The following is a 17,253-nucleotide window of genomic DNA, read 5'->3' as shown; positions in this document are numbered from 1 at the left end:
CCGTGGGTGGTGCATTCCTATAATGAGAATTCCTCTCATTTGAACGACCTACGATTAAGGCTTCACGGTATGAACAAACTTCTCAATGCGGCTCTGGTGGCCGGTGGTGTATTGCTGGGCAGCGGTGTTTTGCACACGGCCCACGCCCAGGACAAAGTGCTCAATATCTATTCGGCACGCCACTACCCCGGCGACACCCAGTTGTACGAAGGTTTCACCAAGGCGACCGGCATCCAGATCAAACGGGTGGACGCCGATGACGCAGGCATCCTGCAGCGCCTCAAGGCCGAAGGTACGGCATCCCCGGCCGACGTGATCCTGCTGGTAGACGCTGCGCGCCTGTGGAAAGCCGAGACCGAAGGCCTGTTTGCGCCGGTGAATTCCAAGGTGCTGAACGACGCCATTCCCGTGCACCTGCGCGGCAAGGCCACGCCTGAGGGCACACCCTGGTTTGGCTTCAGCACCCGCGCCCGTGTGGTGGTCTATGACAAGGCCCGCGTACAGCGCGACAACGTCGACACCTACGAAAAACTGGCCGACCCCAAGAACAAGGGCCTGCTGTGCACCCGTTCGGGCTCACACCCCTACAACCTGAGCCTGTTTGGCGCAGTGTCCGAGCATCTGGGCGCTGCCGCTGCTGAAACCTGGCTGCAGGGACTGGTCAACAACATGGCGCGCAAACCCGTGGGCGGCGACACCGACCAGATCAAGGCCGTGGCCTCCGGCGAATGCGGTGTGGCATTGAGCAACAGCTACTACGTGGCACGCCTGATGCGCAGCGACAAGCCCGAAGACAAGGCTGTCATGGACAAGGTGGCCGTGGTGTTCCCCAACCAGTCGAGCTGGGGCACCCACATGAACATCGCCGGTGGCGCGATGGCTAAACATGCCAAGAACCCAGCCAACGCCGTGTTGTTCCTGGAATACCTGGCCAGCCCGCAGGCACAAAACTACTTTGCCAACGGCAACAACGAATGGCCGACCGCCAAGGGCGTGAAAGTGGACAACGCCGCGCTGGACACGATGTCCGGTGGCAGCTTCAAGTCCGAAACCATTCCAATCAGCGTGGTCGGCATGAACCAGGTCAAGGTGCAGCAGATGCTGGACCGTGTGGGTTACAAGTAAGCACCACGAGGTACTTGCCGACCAGAAAGACCGGGGCATCACTTGGCCTAAGCCGCGACCAAAGTGTTGATGGTTGAGGCCAACAATGGTCTGCTTCAAAAGCCGCATCTCTCCTGCTGGAGGTGCGGCTTTTTCACGGGTTCAGAACCCTCCCCATTTCCCTGCTTTGGTATATTTCCCGCAAACGAAATCAATAAACCAACGGGAGGAATTCTATGTACCGCGTCAGCTTTTTTGCCATCTTGCTTGCTGGGCTTTTGCACTCGGCCGTAGCCGGGGAATTACTCAAAGACGGGAAAATCGAAGGATTGGAGAAAGGCGCTGCTGTGGCACCGTCTTCAACGCTCTCGGGATACCCCATGTATGGCGGGGGTGGTGGCTGGACATTTTTGCGCTCTTCTACGGGGGAGGCGGGCGCGTTAGGCAATGCGGAACCTGTAAAAACTGCAAGCCTTGACGTCGAACAAATAGAGCCGGATGGCAGTTGGTTCGCAATTATGTTTCTACGGGTGAACGCTTCGACGGTTGGCACCGCTCAATACACCACGGGCTCGCCTTGCAAGGGTAACTTCACCTACGTAGTCGATAAGAGTGTTCGTACGGACGACAACTGTCAGGCGCTCAAGGCGAGCAGCTACAAATCCGGGACAAGCGAGAGGGTGTATTTGTCGCTCCTATTTACACACACGGCTTCCGCTGGGCGTCGGATTTTCATGGAATTGAGGCTCAACCCCGAGCTCTTGGGTTTTCGCGGAACCACTACGGATTCATGGTCGGCTGAATCCGTGGCACAGAATCCTGCCAGGCAAAAGTTCATTGAGCGTTTGAAGCAATTCGGGACAAAGCTACAAGAGGCCAACCAATCGGCAATCCGCTTTGACAAGCCCAAAGATGCTTATGCTGGCGTCCCCTCTTACAGAACACTGATGGATGTATCTGAAGATTTGGCTGACGGCACATTCTCACAGCAGTTCATCGGTGCCGTGGAGAGCGTACGGTACGCACCCGGCTATAAGGCTATTGCCTATTCCAAGTGGGGAGGAAATCGCATTTCCTGGAACTCTGTGGATGAGGAAGAGTCCGAGGCAGTGGCCGCATCCAAAGCGCTAGAAAACTGCACCAAGAACAAGCGAACCGAAGGCACTCCCTGTGTTCTCTATGACCTGAAGGCTAAGCAAAACCTGATGAAGACAGTGACAACCCAGTAGCCCCCGCTGCTGGAGAATCTCCCAGATTCACTGAAACAAGACTGACTGAACTGCGTGTTCGACCGTGGGTTCGTCACTCCGCAAGAAAGCGTTCAGGCCTTTTTGTTGAGTGCGCGGCTCAGCAACACCACCGGTATCAGTCCCACCAACACCAGCGCCAGCGCAGGCAAGGCCGCCTCACCCAGGCGCTCATCACGCGCCAGCTGATACGCCACCACGGCCAGGGTGTCGTGGTCAAACGGGCGCAGCACCAGCGTGGCGGGCAGTTCCTTCATCACATCGACAAACACCAGCAAGGCCGCCACCACGGTGGAGCGCTGCAACAGCGGGCGGTGGATGCGCCACCATAGGCCCCAGCCGCCCACGCCCAGCGTGCGTGCGGTGTCGTCCATGCTGATGGGCACCTGGCTGTAGCCGCTTTGCACGCTCTGCAGCGCCACCGCGCTGAAGCGCACCATATAGGCCCAGGTGATGCCCAGCACCGTGGTGCTGATCCAGTTACCCACGCCCCAGCCCGGCTGGGCCGCCTGCAGCCAGCCCACGGGGATCAGCAGGCCCACCACAATCACTGCGCCGGGCACGGCGTAACCCATGCTGGTCATTTGCACCACGCCACGCGTGAGCCGCGTCGGCCGGCGCCGCACGGTAAAAGCCAGCGCCAATGCCAGTGCTGTCGTCAATGCCGCAGTGATGGCTGCGAGCTTCAAGCTGTTGAGGCTCCAACCCACAAATCCACTCCAGGGCAGCGGTGTATCCGCCTGCCCCCAGGCCAGCAACAAGGGACGCAACATGCACAGCACCGGCAGTACAAAACCCAGCAGCACGGGCAAGACGCAGAGCGCCTGCGCCGTCCAGGCCTGGTGGCAGCGCAACACAATGGGCTTGGCCTCTGCGCTGTTGGCACGTGCGCCCCGGCTGCTGGCAAAACGCAGCTTGCGCCGCGCATGCCGCTCCATTTGCAAAAGTCCCGCCACCAGCACGAGCAGCAAAGTGGCCAATTGCGCCGCCGCAATCGGGCTGTCCAGCACCAGCCAGGCTTTGTAAATACCGGCGGTGAAAGTCTGGATGCCAAAGTAGCTGGACACGCCATAGTCGGCCAGCGTTTCCATCAGCGCCAGCGCAATACCGGCGGCGATGGCCGGGCGCGCCAGTGGCAGCGCAATCACCAGAATGCGCCGCCGCAAGGGGGCGCCCATCAGGCGCGCCGCTTCCATCAGATGTGCGGCACGCTGGGTCAGTGCGGCACGGGCCAGCAGGTAGACATAGGGGTACAGCGTGAAGATAAACACCACCGCCGCACCGCCGACGCTGCGCACTTCGGGGAATACCCGCCCTTCTATCGAAAACGCGGCACGGATGGCCGTCTGCGCGGGCCCGCTGTACTGCAGAAAATCGGTATAGGCATAGGCCACCACGTAGGCCGGCATGGCCAGTGGCAGCAACAGGGCCCACTCGAACGTGCGCCGCCCCTTGAAGTCAAACAGGGCCACTGCGCAGGCTGTGGCAGCGCCAAGCGCACCGGTACCCACCGCCACCGCCAGGCACAACACCACAGTGGTACCTGCGTACTGCGGCAGCACCGTCTCGGCCATCTCGCGCAGGAGTTGGGTACTCAGCGCATCCCATTGCAAAACCGCCGCAACAATGGCCAGTATCGGCAGTGCCACCACGACTGCCACCAGCAGTAACAAAACGGCCATCAGCCGTTTCCATGCAGCAGGTGGAAAAAGCCGGAGAAATGGGTTGGGCACTGGGTGTGGAAAGAAGAATGGAAGGGGAGAGTTGAAAGACGAATGAGAATTGTATGAGCCTGCTTACGGCACCTACAATTTCGGGCATGTACCTCGAACTCCAGCAACTCAGCGTGCAATACCCGGGGCAGGCGCACCCGGCCGTGAACCAGGTCAGCTTCGGCCTGAAGGCCGGGCAGATCGGTGTGCTGATTGGTCCCTCGGGCTGCGGCAAGACGACGCTATTGCGTGCCACCGCCGGGCTGGAGCCTATCCATGCCGGCAACATTTCGCTGAGCGGCGCGCTGGTCAGCAGCCCCACACAATCGGTGCCACCCGAGGCCCGGCACATGGGTATGGTGTTTCAGGACTACGCCCTGTTTCCGCACCTAGACGTGGGCCAGAACGTGGCCTTTGGCATCCACCATTGGCCCACCGACAAACGCCGCGCCCGTGTGGCCGATGTGCTGGACCTGGTGGGCCTGGGCACCCAGCGCCGCCGCTATCCGCATGAACTCTCGGGTGGGCAGCAACAGCGTGTGGCGCTGGCACGCGCACTGGCGCCCAGCCCCAAGCTGCTGTTGCTGGACGAACCCTTCTCCAACCTGGATGTCGATTTGCGCGAGCGCCTGGCCCAGGAGTTGCGCACCATCCTCAAGGAAGCCGGTGCCACCGCCCTGTTTGTGACCCATGACCAGCTTGAGGCCTTTGCCATTGGTGACCTGATTGGTGTGATGCATGAAGGCCGCTTGCACCAGTGGGCCGACGCCTACACGCTGTACCACCGCCCGGCCACACGTTTTGTGGCGGACTTCATCGGCCACGGCGTGTTTGCCCCGGCGCGGGTGGAGCTGCATGAGGAAAACGGTGTCACGCATAAACACGTGGTGACACCGCTGGGCGAACTGCATGGCATCAACCTGGCAGAGCAGGATCGCCTGACGCTGGGCCCCTGCGACGTGTTGCTGCGTGCCGATGACATCGTGCACGACGATGCGGCCACGGTACAAGCCAAGATCATCAATAAGGCGTTTCGCGGCAATGAGTTCCTGTACACCCTGCAGCTCAAGACCGGCGAGACCGTCATGGCCCACGTCCCCAGCCACCACGACCACCGGCTGGGGGAGTGGATTGGCATACGCCCCGAAGTCGACCACGTGGTGACGTTCGCCTGCGAACCAGCCTCTTCATAGGGCGTCCATTGGGCTGGCAACTAAAATAGCGGGTTAATCACACATCGCACCGCAGGACCCGCACCATGGACGCAGAACGCATCAACCAGATTGGCACCCAACTCGCAGACCTGAGCGCTCGCACGGTCGAGCTCCGGGGGTATCTTTGACTACGCTGCCAAAGCAGAACGCCTGAGGACGGTTAACGCCTCGCTGGAAGACCCCACCGTCTGGAACGACCCCAAAAAGGCCCAGGAACTGGGCAAAGAGAAAAAAGCGCTGGACGGCATCGTCGTCACGCTGGATGACCTGGAACGCGAGCTCTCCGACAACTCCGAGTTGTACGAGATGAGCAAGGAAGAAGGCGACGAGACCGGCCTGCAGACTATCGAAGCCGAAGCCGCCAAGCTGGCCACCGTTATCGAAGGTCTGGAATTCCGCCGTATGTTCAACAACCCGGCCGACCCGCTGAACTGTTTCCTGGACATCCAGGCCGGCGCCGGTGGCACCGAGGCGTGTGACTGGGCCAGCATGCTGTTGCGTCAGTACCTCAAATACGCCGAGCGCAAGGGCTTCAAGACCATCATCGAAGACGAGACTGCAGGCGACACCGCCGGCATCAAGGGCGCCACCATCAAGATCGAAGGTGAATACGCCTTCGGCCTGCTGCGCACCGAGACCGGCGTGCACCGCCTGGTGCGCAAGAGCCCGTTCGACTCGTCCGGTGGCCGCCACACCTCGTTTGCGTCGGTGTTTGTCTACCCCGAGATCGACGACTCCATCGAAATCGAGATCAACCCCAGCGACGTGCGCACCGATACCTTCCGTGCGTCTGGCGCCGGCGGCCAGCACATCAACAAGACCGACTCGGCCGTGCGCCTGACCCACATCCCGACCGGCATCGTGGTGCAGTGCCAGGACGGCCGCAGCCAGCACAGCAACCGCGACGTAGCGTGGAAGCGCCTGCGTTCGCGCCTGTATGACTTTGAACTGCGCAAGCAGCAGGAAGCGCAGCAAAAGCTGGAGGACACCAAGACCGACGTGGGCTGGGGCCACCAGATCCGCTCTTATGTGCTGGACAACAGCCGTATCAAGGACCTGCGCACCAACGTCGAAGTGTCGGCCACGCAAAAGGTGCTGGACGGTGATCTGGATGTATTCATCCAGGCGTCGCTCAAGCAAGGCGTGTGATGGATTTGCAGGCACCCGTAGAGGCTCAATTTCCCGCCGGGACGCCCCAAGGGAAATTAGCCCCCCTGGGGGGCAGCGAACCACGCGCAGCGGGGAGCGTGGGGGCCTTCATCTTTGATATGGACGGCACCATGGTCGACTCGATGCCGACCCATACGTCGACCTGGGGTGACTTTGCGCGCAAGCATGGATTGACGATGCCCATAGACGAGCTGATGCGCCGCACCACCGGCCGCACCGGCATGGAATGTGTGCGCCTGCTGCTGGAGCAGCCCGACATGCCGGATGCGCAAGCCTGGGACCTGCTGTTTGAAAAAGAGCAGCTGTACCGCAACATCTTCGGCCCGGTGTTTGCCGAGGTGAAAGGGTTCAGCCAGTTTTATGCGGCCACACGGGCGCAGGGCCTGAAGGCGGGTGTAGGCACGGCGGGCGACATCCACAATGTGGAGTTCGCGCTCTCCCACCTGAAGATGAATCCGCCGCCCGACGCGATTGCGCGGGGCGATGAAGGCCTGAGCGGCAAACCCACACCGGCCATCTTTCTGGCGGTTGCACAGCGCATGGGTGTTGCGCCCGAACACTGCGTGGTGTTTGAAGACGCTCCCTTTGGCATTGAAGCCGCCCGGCGCGCAGGTATGCGCGCCGTGGGCATAGGCACCAGCTACAGCGCGGCTGAGCTGGCCGGGCCGCACGTGCTGGCCTGGGCCCGCAATTTCGACGAATTGATGGAATCGAACTTTCTGGAGAATCTGCATGTTGTTACTTCGTGAGGGGCAAGGCCCTGCCACCGCCATCCACCGTGCCGACTATGTGGCGCCGGCCTACTGGATCGACACGGTCGACCTGAGCTTCGACCTGGACCCCACCAAGACCCGCGTGCTCAACAAGATGACGCTGCGCCGCAACCCCGACGTAGCGGCACAGGCCCTGCGCCTGGACGGTGAAGAGCTGAACCTGGCCCGCGTGCTGGTCAACGGCCAGGGCACCAGCTTCAAGATGGACGGCAACCAGCTGGTGCTGGAAAACCTGCCCGAAGGCACTGAGCCCTTCTCGCTGGAAATCTTCACGACGACCTGCCCGGCCAAGAACACCAAGCTGATGGGCCTGTACGTCAGCAATGACTCGTTCTTCACACAGTGTGAAGCCGAGGGCTTTCGCCGCATCACCTATTTCCTGGACCGCCCCGATGTGATGGCCATGTACACCGTCACCCTGCGTGCGGACAAGGCCAAGTACCCGGTGCTGCTTTCCAACGGCAATCTGGTGGAGCATGGTGATCTGGACGAAGGCCGCCACTTCGCCAAGTGGGTTGATCCGCACAAGAAACCCGCCTACCTGTTTGCACTCGTTGCAGGCCAACTGGTGGCGCGCGAGCAGCGCATCACCGCGCGCAATGGCAAAGAGCATCTGCTGCAGGTCTATGTGCGTCCCGGCGATCTGGACAAGACCGAACACGCGATGAACTCGCTGATGGCCTCCGTGGCCTGGGACGAGGCCCGCTTTGGCCTGCCGCTGGATCTGGAGCGTTTCATGATCGTCGCCACCAGCGACTTCAACATGGGCGCGATGGAAAACAAGGGCCTGAACATCTTCAACACCAAGTACGTGTTGGCGAACCAGGCCACTGCCACCGATGTGGACTACGCCAACATCGAAAGCGTGGTCGGCCACGAATACTTCCACAACTGGACCGGCAACCGCATCACCTGCCGCGACTGGTTCCAGCTCTCGCTGAAAGAAGGCCTCACCGTCTTCCGCGACCAGGAATTCAGCCAAGACTTGTGTGCCGACCCGTCGGCCCGCGCCGTCAAACGCATCGAAGACGTGCGTGTACTGCGCACCGCCCAGTTCCCCGAAGACGCAGGCCCCATGGCCCACCCGGTGCGGCCCGACAGCTACATCGAGATCAGCAACTTCTACACCGTCACCATTTACGAAAAAGGTGCCGAGGTCGTGCGCATGATGCAGACGCTGACCAGCCGCGCCGGTTTTGCCAAAGGCATGACACTGTACTTCGAACGCTTTGATGGCCAGGCTGTGACCTGTGACGACTTTGCGCAGGCCATTGCCGACGCCAACCCCGGCTCGGCCCTGGCCAACCTGCTGCCCCAGTTCAAGCGCTGGTACAGCCAGGCGGGTACACCACGCGTGGGTGCCCGCGGCACCTATGACGCAGAGGCACAGACCTACACCCTGCACTTCACGCAGAGCTGCGCACCGACCAGCGGCCAACCCAGCAAACAGCCCTATGTGATCCCCATCCTGCTGGGCCTGGTGGGTGGTACCAGCGGCCAGACACTGGCCCTGCATGCACAGGATGGCCCGGGCGAGGCCTACAGCAACTACCTGTTTGTGGTCTCGGAAGAGAGCGCCAGCATCACCTTCACCCATATCCAGGAAGAGCCCGTGCCTTCCATCCTGCGCGGTTTCTCGGCGCCCGTGGTGCTGGACTTTGAGTACACCGACGCGCAGTTGCTAACGCTGCTGGCCAATGACCCCGACCCGTTCAACCGCTGGGAAGCCGGGCAACGCCTGGCGCTGCGCAGCGCTATCAAACAGATAGCTGCGCACGCAGACCCTGCGGGGGCTGGAGGCCTAAATGATGCTTATATTGCAGCCATGCGCTCGGTGCTGCGTCACCCCACCCTGGACGCCGCGTTCAAGGAATTGGTGTTGACGCTGCCAAGCGAGACCTACATCGCCGAGCAGTTGGACGTGGTCGACCCGCAGCGCATCCACACCGTGCGCGAAGCCATGCGCCTGCAACTGGCCACCGCCCTGCAAGTCGATTGGGAGTGGGCGTATGAAGCCCACCACGACAACGGTGCCTACAGCCCCGACCCGCTCTCCAGCGGCCGCCGCGCGCTGGCTGGCATGGCGCTGACCTATCTGTGCCTGGCCGCGGTGCAGAGTGGTGACGCCGTTTGGCCCGGCAAGGTGTTGCAGCGCTTCAAGGACGCCAGCAACATGACCGACCGCTTCAACGCACTGTCCGCGCTGGTCGGCAGTGGCCACGCGCTGGCGGTGCCCGCGCTGGCACGCTTTCACGCGATGTTCAAGGACGAGGCGCTGGTGCTGGACAAATGGTTTGCACTGCAGGCCGGAGCGCCCGACCGCGGCGGCCAGATCTTGCCCGCCGTGCGCCAACTGCTCACGCACGCGGACTTCAGCATCCGCAACCCGAACCGCGCACGCAGTGTGATCTTCAGCTACTGCAGCGCCAACCCCGGTGGCTTCCACCGCCCTGACGCCGCAGGTTATGTGTTCTGGGCCGACCGTGTCATGGAGCTGGACAGCATCAATCCCCAGGTGGCCGCCCGCCTGGCACGCGCGCTGGACCGTTGGAAGAAGCTGGCCGACCCGTACCGCAACGCTGCCCGCGAGGCCTTGGCCCGCGTGGCTGCCAAAGCTGATTTGAGCAACGATGTCCGCGAGGTTGTAGACCGCGCGCTGGCCGACTAGCAAACAAACCGTCCAGCCCCGAACCCGACCACTGTTCAAGCTGAACCAAACAACCGTTCGGGCTGAGCCTGTCGAAGCCCTTCGACAGGCTCAGGGCGAACGGATAGAAAGGAAAAACATGAGTTCCAAAATTTCCCTTACCCGCTACCTGGTTGAGCAGCAGCGCCAGGAGGGGCACATCCCATCACAACTGCGCCTGCTGCTCGAAGTGGTGGCGCGCTCCTGCAAGAGCATCAGCCACGCCGTCAACAAAGGCGCCTTGGGTGGCGTGCTGGGCACGGCCGAAACCGAAAACATCCAGGGTGAAATCCAGAAAAAGCTGGACATCATTTCCAACGAAGTGCTGATCGAAGCCAACGAATGGGGCGGTCACCTGGCTGCCATGGCCAGCGAGGAAATGGAAGGCATCTACCTGGTGCCCAACCGCTACCCGCAGGGTGAATACCTGCTGCTGTTTGATCCCCTGGATGGCTCCAGCAACATCGACGTGAACGTCAGCATCGGCACCATCTTCAGCGTGCTCAAAAAGCCCGAAGGCCAACCCGGTGTGACGGAAGAAGACTTTTTGCAGGCCGGTGTGAAACAGGTCGCGGCGGGTTACTGCATCTACGGCCCACAGACCACGCTGGTGTTGACGGTGGGTGACGGCGTGGCCATGTTCACGCTGGACCGCGAGCAAGGCTCGTTTGTATTGACGCAAGAGAATCTGCAGATTCCGCCCGACACCAAAGAATTCGCCATCAACATGAGCAACATGCGCCACTGGGCACCGCCCATCAAGCGTTATGTGGACGAATGCCTGGCCGGCAAGGAAGGCCCGCGCGGCAAGGACTTCAACATGCGCTGGATTGCCAGCATGGTGGCCGACGTACACCGCATCCTGACCCGCGGCGGCATCTTCATGTACCCCTGGGACAAGCGTGAGCCGGACAAACCCGGCAAGCTGCGCCTACTGTACGAAGCCAACCCCATGGGCTGGATCGTGGAACAGGCCGGCGGCGCCATCACCAACGGCAAAGACCGCGTGCTGGACATCCAGCCCAGCAAGTTGCACGAACGTGTGAGCGTGATTCTGGGCAGCAAAAACGAAGTGGAACGTGTAACGCGTTACCACGCCGAAGCGGGCTGATTCTCCTCTGGTGGCCCGCTATAATTGTGGGCTGAGTTGCCGCTTTAGCTCAGTTGGTAGAGCAGCTCCTTCGTAAGGAGAAGGTCGACAGTTCGATTCCGTCAAGCGGCACCAAATCAATCCCACACTTGCTGTGGGATTTTTTTCGTCTACTCAACAATCTACGTTTGAGAAGTCGCAGGCTAGGCGCCCGCGCAAAAACCCGCTATGCTGAAATTCACGTAGTCCAAACGCCCAACCTATGTCCCCCTCGCACAACCCCAAGCTCGCAGACCTGTTACTGCAGTACGCGGGCCTGAGTGAGAACGGCATTGCGGTGCTGGATGCCGAGAACCGGTTTGTGTACTACAACCCGGCGTTCGCGCAGATGTTTGACTTCGCCGACCAGTCGATGATCAGCAAGACACACGGGGACCTGATGGAGTGGATGTACATGCAGCAGCGTGGCTCCAACATCGAGTGGGCCAACCTACAGGACTGGCTGGAATACGCGGGCAGCCGCCAGCGCTCGGCGCCGTTTCGCAGTTTTGAGGTCGACCTGAAAGGTGGGCGTTGGATTTTGATGACCGAACAGGTGTGCCCGGATGGCGAGCTGGTGATGTTTTGCTCTGACATCACACGCCAAAAGGAAACCGAGAACGCGCTCAAAAAGGCCCATGGCGATATTGAGCGGTTGGCGCTGACAGACGACCTGACAGGCGTTCCCAATCGGCGCAATTTCATGCAACGCTTGGCACAGGAGATATCGCGTTCACAGCGCAGCGCGGAGCCTTTTTGCCTGGCGATGCTGGATCTCGATTTCTTCAAGAAGGTCAACGACCGCTTTGGCCACGCAGCTGGTGATGAGGTGCTGAAGCACTTTGCCAATTTTGTGCAGCAGCATCTGCGTGCCGAAGACGTGTTGGGGCGCTTGGGTGGGGAGGAATTTGGCGTGTTGCTGCCCAATAGCAGCTTGCCCGTTGCACAACTGGTACTCAACCGCGTACTGGAGCGGCTGCAGGCGGAACGCCTGCCCGAGGTGGCTGCGGACTTCAGCTACACGTTTTCAGGCGGGCTGGTGCAGCACGGTGCAGCGCCGGGCAAGAGCGGCAGCGACCTGCTGGCGTTGGCCGACCAGGCCCTGTACGCCGCAAAAGCCGATGGACGTAACCGCATTGCGCCCTACACCCCGCAGCCTGCTGCCCCTGTTGCGTAGCCCGGAAGCGGCTATCCGTTGTCCAGCGCGTCGTGCGTGCCCGCACTGCCCCGGCGCCAGTAACCTGACGCGCGAATCCGTTTGGGGTCTGCCAGACATTCGGTGATCAGGTACGACCGCAAAGCCTTGGCCTGCGCAGACTCGCAACCAATCCAGGTATGGAAAAACCCGGCTGGCATGCGCATGCGGCGCAGCGCTTCGACCAAGGGCTGTTCATGGGCACCAGCAGTACTGCGGTAGACCCATTCCACCTCCACCCCTGCGGCGCTGGGCAACGGAATATGGTCGACAGGGCTGTCCACTTCAATGAGCACTTCTGCATGCGCACCGGCTGGCAGTTCGGCCAGCCGTCTGGCGATGGCGGGCAAGGCGGTGTCGTCACCGATCAGCAAATGCCAGTCATAACCGGTAGGCACGATGAAGGAGCCCTTGGGGCCACCCACGCCGAGTTTCTGACCCACTTGGGCCTGCTCTGCCCACTGCGTGGCGGGGCCGCCGGGGTGGTGCAGCGCAAAGTCGATCTCCAGCGTATGTGCCACCGGGTCAAAGTGGTGGGGCGTGTAGTCGCGCATGACAGGGCGCGTGCCCTCCGCCCACACGGGGCCATCGGCACCCAGCGTGGGGGTGGTGACCAGCCCGGTCACGGGGTCGGGAAAGAAGAGTTTGACATGGTCGTCAAAACCCGCGCTGACAAAGCCTTCCAGTGCATCGCCCGAGAGGGTGACGCGCACCAGGTGCGGTGTCAGGCGATCAACCTTGCACACATCCAGCACACGAAAACGCAATGGATGGCGCACACGTGTGGGTGTCAGGTCCGCTCCGTCCTGGCCGGCAGGGCCCGGCAGCGTGATAGTTGCGACTTGCATCAGATTTTCTCCAACTGTTGGGCGGCGTGGTCCAGCACGGCGGCGAAGGCATTGGCCTGGTCGGGAGTCAACGCTTCGCGGGACAAGCGCATGCGCATGGCCAGCTTCAGGTTTTCAATGGCGCGCATCACCTGTGGCGGGCGGCCGCCCCGGGCACCAGCACCATCCACACCGCCGTTCATACGCTCCAGCATGGCGTCGGCAATGGTGCGGTTTTCTTCGAGGAAGGCTTGGCCTGCATCGGTGATGGCGTAACTCTTGCGCCCGCCTGCGTCGGCGCTCTCGCCCTTCAGGTAGCCCTGTTCTTCGAGCAAGGTCAGAGTGGGGTAAACCGTGCCCGGGCTGGGGCTGTAGCTGCCGCCCAGCCGGTCTTCGATCAATTTGATCAGCTCATACCCGTGGCTGGGCTTGTCGCTGATCAACTGCAGCAGGACAAACCGCAAACCACCGTGGCTGAAGATGCGCCCGCCCCCGCGGCGGCCGTGCAGCCCCTCGCCGTGTCGGCCGCCCCGACCGCCGGCCGTGCCATCGTCGCCATGTTCCGTATGGCGCATTTGGTAATGGAAGTGTCTGGAATGGTGTCGCATAGATTTCTCTTGTCTTATTTAGATTTATTTATGATATATCTAAATTACATCTAAAACAAGTTTAGAGCGTGGTCTTTACATCGACTTTTCAGTTCCAGGCACTTCCTGCACTCCGCTGACTCCCGCAACCGGACAGGCATAAGCCCTGCGTCACAATCGCACTCTGCTATTTGCGAAGGAGCCGCCATGCGTGCCATTGTTGGAGTGTTGGGTCTGCTGATCGTGCTGGCCATCGTGGGCCTGCTGGCCAAGACGCAATTGGGCAGCATGCGTGCCAAGCCTGCAGTACCCAACACCTCGGGCGTCGCCATGCCGGTGGTCACACCTGACGCCACACCGCAGCAACAAAGCCAACAGATACAGCAGCAGGTCCAACAATCTGTGGAGGGTGCGATGCAAGCGCGCCCCATGCCAGACGACAACAAATAAACAAGCCACGATGTTTTTTATCTCCAAAGTCATTGCGCTGCTGACGCAGCCCCTCCTCTGGGTCGCTATGCTGTTGCTGGCCGGCCTGTTGTTGCAAGCCCGCTGGCCGCGTACCGGGCTGCGCATTACCTGGGCCGCACTGGCGCTGATGTTGTTCGTGGGCTGGATGCCGCTGCCCGAGCTGCTGATACGGCATCTGGAAGGCCAGTACACCGAATTCACGCCCCAGGCTGATTTGCGTGGCTACGTGGGTGTGGTGGTGCTGGGCGGTGCCACCGAATCCGGCCGGGTGCAGCAGGTCCACACCCAGCCCCTGTTCAATGGCGCGGCCGAACGCATTACGGCGCCACTGTCCATGCTGCGGCACAACCCCCACTTGCGTGTGCTCTACACCGGTGGCGAGGGCGCGCTCATGGGCATCGGGCCCAGCGAAGCCGACCGGGCGCGCGTTTTTTACGAAAGCGTGGGATGGAATGCAGGCCAGGTGCAGTACGAATCGGCCTCTCGCAATACCTATGAGAACGCGGTGCTGTCGGCTCAGCTGCCCGGCGTGGACAAAACACAAGCCTGGCTGTTGGTGACTTCTGCCGCGCACATGCCGCGTTCCATGGGCACGTTTATCAAGGCGGGCTGGAACGTGACGGCCTATCCGGTGGACTACCAGACCGGCGGCCCAATGGACTGGTTCAGCTATTCGTTATTGGGTGGTGCGAGCCGTTGGGAACAAGCCCTGCACGAATGGGTGGGCCTGCTGGCCTACCGCGTCACCGGGCGCATGTAGCCACCGCAGATCGCGCGGTTGCGGGTAGGGAGAGCGGTCAGTTATCCAGGGTGCGGCGGGCCAGCACCTTGTCGACACGCCGGCCTTCCAGCGTCACCACTTCAAAACGCCAGTTGGCGCAGACAATGGATTCGCCCTTGGCGGGCAGATCACCGGCCACCACCATCAAGAGGCCAGCCAGCGTGTTGTAGCGGCCCCGGTCTTCCTGGGGCAGGTCGTCTTCAATGTCAAGTCGGGACTTGAGTTCACCCACCGGCATCAGGCCATCGAGCAGCCAGGAACCATCAGCCTGCAACGTGGCCCAGGCCTGGGTTTGGGCATCGGGCTGCAGCTCGCCGGTAATGGCTTCCAGCACGTCATGCGGAGTCAGCAGGCCCTGCACCACACCATACTCATCCACCACAAACACCATGCGCGCGGACTTGGCGCGGAACTGTTCGATCAGCTCCATGCCGCTCAGGGTTTCGGGCACGAACACGGCGGGCTCCACCAGGGCGCCCACGGCATAGGGATAGCGCACGCCACGCTCCAGAAGACGCGCCACGCTGACCAGTCCGACCACGTCATCGAGCGAACCGCGGCAGACCGGGTACCAGGAATGCGCGCCCTTGTTGCCGCCATCACTGGCCTGCGCCAGGCATTCGGCGACCGTGGACGAGGCATCCAGCCATTCGATGTCCACACGCGGCAGCATGATGGAAGTGAGTGGGCGGTTGTCCAGGTGGAACACGTTGCGCACCATCTGGTGCTCGTGCTCTTCGATGATGCCGGCGTCCACGCCCTCTTCCAGGCTGGCAGAAATTTCGGCCTCGGTCACGGCGCGGGTGTCGGTGGTGTCAATGCGCAGCAGCTTGAGCATGCCGTGCGTGCACATGGAGAGCAGGCGCACAAAAGGCTTGGCCCCGGTGGCCACCCAGGTCATCGGGCGGGACATGATGCGCGCCACGGTCTCGGGGTAGAGCTGGCCGATGCGTTTTGGCACCAGTTCGCCAAACAGAATGGTAATGAAGGTGATGATGGTGACCACCAGCGCGGTGGCAGAAATTTCCGCTGCACGGTGCGAAATGGGCAGCGTGGCGCCCAGCCAGCGGGCCACGTCATCGCTGAACGCAGCCTCTCCCACGATGCCGTTGAGCATGCCGATGGAGGTAATGCCGACCTGCACGGACGAGAGAAACTGCGTGGGGTTGTCCATCAGCGTTAGGGCGGCCTTGGCCCCCTTGTCGCCAGCATCGGCCATGGTGTGCAGCCGCACTTTGCGGCTGGCGGTAAGCGCCAGCTCTGACATGGCGAACGCGCCATTCAACAAAGTCAGAACAATGATCAGCAAAAAATCCATGGAACCCAAGCGAGAATGAACACCATGGCAATGTACCTTATTGGCGATGTGCAAGGCTGCGACGCTGCCCTGCAGCGCCTGCTCGACACCCTCGCTTTCTCCCCCAGCCGCGACACGCTGTACCTGCTGGGCGACCTGGTCAACCGCGGCCCGGACTCGGCTGCCGTGCTGCGCCGCCTGATGGGGTATGGCGCGGCCGCACGCTGCCTGCTAGGTAACCACGACCTGCATTTGCTGGCTGTGGCCCACGGTGTGCGCAAGCCCAGGCGCAACGACACACTGGACAGCATCCTGCAGGCCGACGACCGTGAAGCCATGCTGCACTGGCTGCGTCAGCAGCGCCTGGCGATACAGGAGAACCTGGGGAATCGAGTGCTTTTAATGGTCCACGCTGGCGTCCAGCCTGCGTGGACAGCTACCAAAACAATAGCATTGGCGGGCGAAGTGGAGGCTGTTTTGCGCTCACCGGCGTACGGTGACTTTCTGCACCAGATGTATGGCAATGGCCCGCACACCTGGGACGATGCGCTAACCGGTGCAGACCGGCTGCGTGTGATCGTCAACACCCTCACGCGCCTGCGCTTTTGCACACCGCAAGGCGCTATGGAGTTTGCAAGCACCGGCAATGTCGACACCGCGCCTGCGGGCTACCTGCCCTGGTTTGACGTGCCGGACCGGCAAACGCGCGATGTAACAGTAGCCTTCGGCCACTGGTCCACGCTGGGCTGGCTGGACCGCCCGGACGTGCTGGCGCTGGATACCGGTTGTGTGTGGGGCGGGTGTCTGAGTGCGTTGCGCGTGGAAGCTTCTGGTGCGGATGCTCCTTGGAAGACCGAGTTGATCCAGGTGAAGTGTGAGCAGTCGCAGAAGCCTGGGGAATAGACAGGTCCTTTGCTAAACAACCGCAAGGCCCCGTGTGGGCTGCCTCAGGCAGGGTGGACGTTCTGCTCCGTGTCCCCCGCCCGCTTTGCGGGCTCCTCCTTTACCTGCGCAGAACGCCCACCCCACCCGATCCGGTTTGGTTGGAGTGCAACGGTCG

At 61.6% G+C, this 17,253-nt stretch carries 15 protein-coding genes and 1 tRNA gene; 12 read left to right on the top strand and 4 right to left on the bottom strand.

Features of this window, described 5'->3' with window-relative positions:
• Nucleotides 1–69: 69 nt before the first annotated feature.
• Nucleotides 70–1,125 (top strand): extracellular solute-binding protein, encoded by a 1,056-nt coding sequence (locus RS694_RS05130; RefSeq protein ID WP_081708712.1) that lies wholly within the window; start codon nt 70–72, stop codon nt 1,123–1,125.
• A gap of 215 nt (nt 1,126–1,340) precedes the next feature.
• Nucleotides 1,341–2,333, top strand: a complete 993-nt coding sequence (locus RS694_RS05125; RefSeq protein ID WP_029709377.1) for a hypothetical protein — start codon at nt 1,341–1,343, stop codon at nt 2,331–2,333.
• A 92-nt stretch (nt 2,334–2,425) separates the two neighbouring features.
• On the opposite strand, the gene RS694_RS05120 is transcribed toward RS694_RS05125, so the two are convergent.
• Nucleotides 2,426–4,033, bottom strand: coding sequence for an ABC transporter permease (locus RS694_RS05120; protein ID WP_051392093.1), 1,608 nt, complete (start codon nt 4,031–4,033; stop codon nt 2,426–2,428).
• A gap of 137 nt (nt 4,034–4,170) precedes the next feature.
• On the opposite strand from RS694_RS05120, the gene RS694_RS05115 reads away from it, so the two are divergent.
• From RS694_RS05115 to RS694_RS05085, 7 genes are all read left to right on the top strand, one after another.
• Nucleotides 4,171–5,256 carry an ABC transporter ATP-binding protein gene (locus RS694_RS05115; protein WP_029709374.1) on the top strand — a complete coding sequence of 362 codons (1,086 nt, stop codon included), beginning with the start codon at nt 4,171–4,173 and terminating at the stop codon, nt 5,254–5,256.
• 65 nt (nt 5,257–5,321) lie between these two features.
• Nucleotides 5,322–6,426 (top strand): peptide chain release factor 2 gene (prfB, locus tag RS694_RS05110; protein WP_152528891.1). Its coding sequence is split into 2 segments (ribosomal slippage): nt 5,322–5,402 and nt 5,404–6,426, totalling 1,104 coding nucleotides; the frame shifts between segments, so codons are not numbered across the junction.
• A gap of 65 nt (nt 6,427–6,491) precedes the next feature.
• Nucleotides 6,492–7,196, top strand: a complete 705-nt coding sequence (locus tag RS694_RS05105) for an HAD family hydrolase (protein WP_029709371.1) — start codon at nt 6,492–6,494, stop codon at nt 7,194–7,196.
• Nucleotides 7,180–9,888 (top strand): aminopeptidase N, encoded by a 2,709-nt coding sequence (pepN, locus tag RS694_RS05100; protein WP_029709370.1) that lies wholly within the window; start codon nt 7,180–7,182, stop codon nt 9,886–9,888. Before RS694_RS05105 ends, pepN begins: the two co-directional genes overlap by 17 nt.
• Before the next feature lie 118 nt (nt 9,889–10,006).
• Nucleotides 10,007–11,017 carry a class 1 fructose-bisphosphatase gene (locus tag RS694_RS05095; protein WP_029709369.1) on the top strand — a complete coding sequence of 337 codons (1,011 nt, stop codon included), beginning with the start codon at nt 10,007–10,009 and terminating at the stop codon, nt 11,015–11,017.
• A 38-nt stretch (nt 11,018–11,055) separates the two neighbouring features.
• A tRNA-Thr gene (locus RS694_RS05090) sits at nt 11,056–11,131 on the top strand.
• A gap of 127 nt (nt 11,132–11,258) precedes the next feature.
• Nucleotides 11,259–12,212, top strand: a complete 954-nt coding sequence (locus tag RS694_RS05085) for a GGDEF domain-containing protein (RefSeq protein ID WP_051392092.1) — start codon at nt 11,259–11,261, stop codon at nt 12,210–12,212.
• 11 nt (nt 12,213–12,223) lie between these two features.
• Here RS694_RS05085 and RS694_RS05080 read toward each other — a convergent pair whose 3' ends face one another.
• Together RS694_RS05080 and RS694_RS05075 are read right to left on the bottom strand one after the other, a co-directional pair.
• Nucleotides 12,224–13,078, bottom strand: coding sequence for a siderophore-interacting protein (locus tag RS694_RS05080; protein ID WP_051392091.1), 855 nt, complete (start codon nt 13,076–13,078; stop codon nt 12,224–12,226).
• The gene (locus RS694_RS05075) at nt 13,078–13,665 is read right to left on the bottom strand and encodes a PadR family transcriptional regulator (RefSeq protein WP_029709365.1); all 588 of its coding nucleotides are present in this window, start codon (nt 13,663–13,665) and stop codon (nt 13,078–13,080) included. The genes RS694_RS05080 and RS694_RS05075 overlap by 1 nt, the downstream gene beginning before the upstream one ends.
• A 186-nt stretch (nt 13,666–13,851) precedes the next feature.
• On the opposite strand from RS694_RS05075, the gene RS694_RS05070 reads away from it, so the two are divergent.
• Both RS694_RS05070 and RS694_RS05065 read left to right on the top strand, forming a co-directional pair.
• The gene (locus RS694_RS05070) at nt 13,852–14,094 is read left to right on the top strand and encodes a hypothetical protein (protein ID WP_029709364.1); all 243 of its coding nucleotides are present in this window, start codon (nt 13,852–13,854) and stop codon (nt 14,092–14,094) included.
• A gap of 10 nt (nt 14,095–14,104) precedes the next feature.
• Nucleotides 14,105–14,875, top strand: coding sequence for a YdcF family protein (locus tag RS694_RS05065; RefSeq protein WP_029709363.1), 771 nt, complete (start codon nt 14,105–14,107; stop codon nt 14,873–14,875).
• 37 nt (nt 14,876–14,912) lie between these two features.
• Here RS694_RS05065 and RS694_RS05060 read toward each other — a convergent pair whose 3' ends face one another.
• Nucleotides 14,913–16,214 (bottom strand): hemolysin family protein, encoded by a 1,302-nt coding sequence (locus RS694_RS05060; protein ID WP_029709361.1) that lies wholly within the window; start codon nt 16,212–16,214, stop codon nt 14,913–14,915.
• Nucleotides 16,215–16,238: 24 nt separating this feature from the next.
• On the opposite strand from RS694_RS05060, the gene RS694_RS05055 reads away from it, so the two are divergent.
• A complete protein-coding gene (locus tag RS694_RS05055) occupies nt 16,239–17,096 on the top strand; it encodes a symmetrical bis(5'-nucleosyl)-tetraphosphatase (RefSeq protein ID WP_029709360.1) in 858 nt (285 codons plus the stop codon).
• Nucleotides 17,097–17,253: the final 157 nt, after the last annotated feature.

Origin of the sequence: Rhodoferax saidenbachensis (assembly GCF_001955715.1) — a bacterium.
Classification (GTDB): domain Bacteria; phylum Pseudomonadota; class Gammaproteobacteria; order Burkholderiales; family Burkholderiaceae_C; genus Allorhodoferax; species Allorhodoferax saidenbachensis.
Note: the sequence above shows the minus strand (reverse complement) of the source record. Positions and strands in the feature narration are given on the sequence as shown.

Coding starts and splice junctions, on each gene's coding strand:
- RS694_RS05130 (WP_081708712.1), top strand. CDS start 70: ATGAACAAACTTCTCAATGCGGCTCTGGTGGCCGGTGGTGTATTGCTG.
- RS694_RS05065 (WP_029709363.1), top strand. CDS start 14,105: ATGTTTTTTATCTCCAAAGTCATTGCGCTGCTGACGCAGCCCCTCCTC.
- RS694_RS05075 (WP_029709365.1), bottom strand. CDS start 13,665: ATGCGACACCATTCCAGACACTTCCATTACCAAATGCGCCATACGGAA.
- RS694_RS05095 (WP_029709369.1), top strand. CDS start 10,007: ATGAGTTCCAAAATTTCCCTTACCCGCTACCTGGTTGAGCAGCAGCGC.
- RS694_RS05085 (WP_051392092.1), top strand. CDS start 11,259: ATGTCCCCCTCGCACAACCCCAAGCTCGCAGACCTGTTACTGCAGTAC.
- RS694_RS05070 (WP_029709364.1), top strand. CDS start 13,852: ATGCGTGCCATTGTTGGAGTGTTGGGTCTGCTGATCGTGCTGGCCATC.
- RS694_RS05115 (WP_029709374.1), top strand. CDS start 4,171: ATGTACCTCGAACTCCAGCAACTCAGCGTGCAATACCCGGGGCAGGCG.
- RS694_RS05055 (WP_029709360.1), top strand. CDS start 16,239: ATGGCAATGTACCTTATTGGCGATGTGCAAGGCTGCGACGCTGCCCTG.
- RS694_RS05125 (WP_029709377.1), top strand. CDS start 1,341: ATGTACCGCGTCAGCTTTTTTGCCATCTTGCTTGCTGGGCTTTTGCAC.
- pepN (WP_029709370.1), top strand. CDS start 7,180: ATGTTGTTACTTCGTGAGGGGCAAGGCCCTGCCACCGCCATCCACCGT.
- RS694_RS05060 (WP_029709361.1), bottom strand. CDS start 16,214: ATGGATTTTTTGCTGATCATTGTTCTGACTTTGTTGAATGGCGCGTTC.
- RS694_RS05120 (WP_051392093.1), bottom strand. CDS start 4,033: ATGGCCGTTTTGTTACTGCTGGTGGCAGTCGTGGTGGCACTGCCGATA.
- RS694_RS05080 (WP_051392091.1), bottom strand. CDS start 13,078: ATGCAAGTCGCAACTATCACGCTGCCGGGCCCTGCCGGCCAGGACGGA.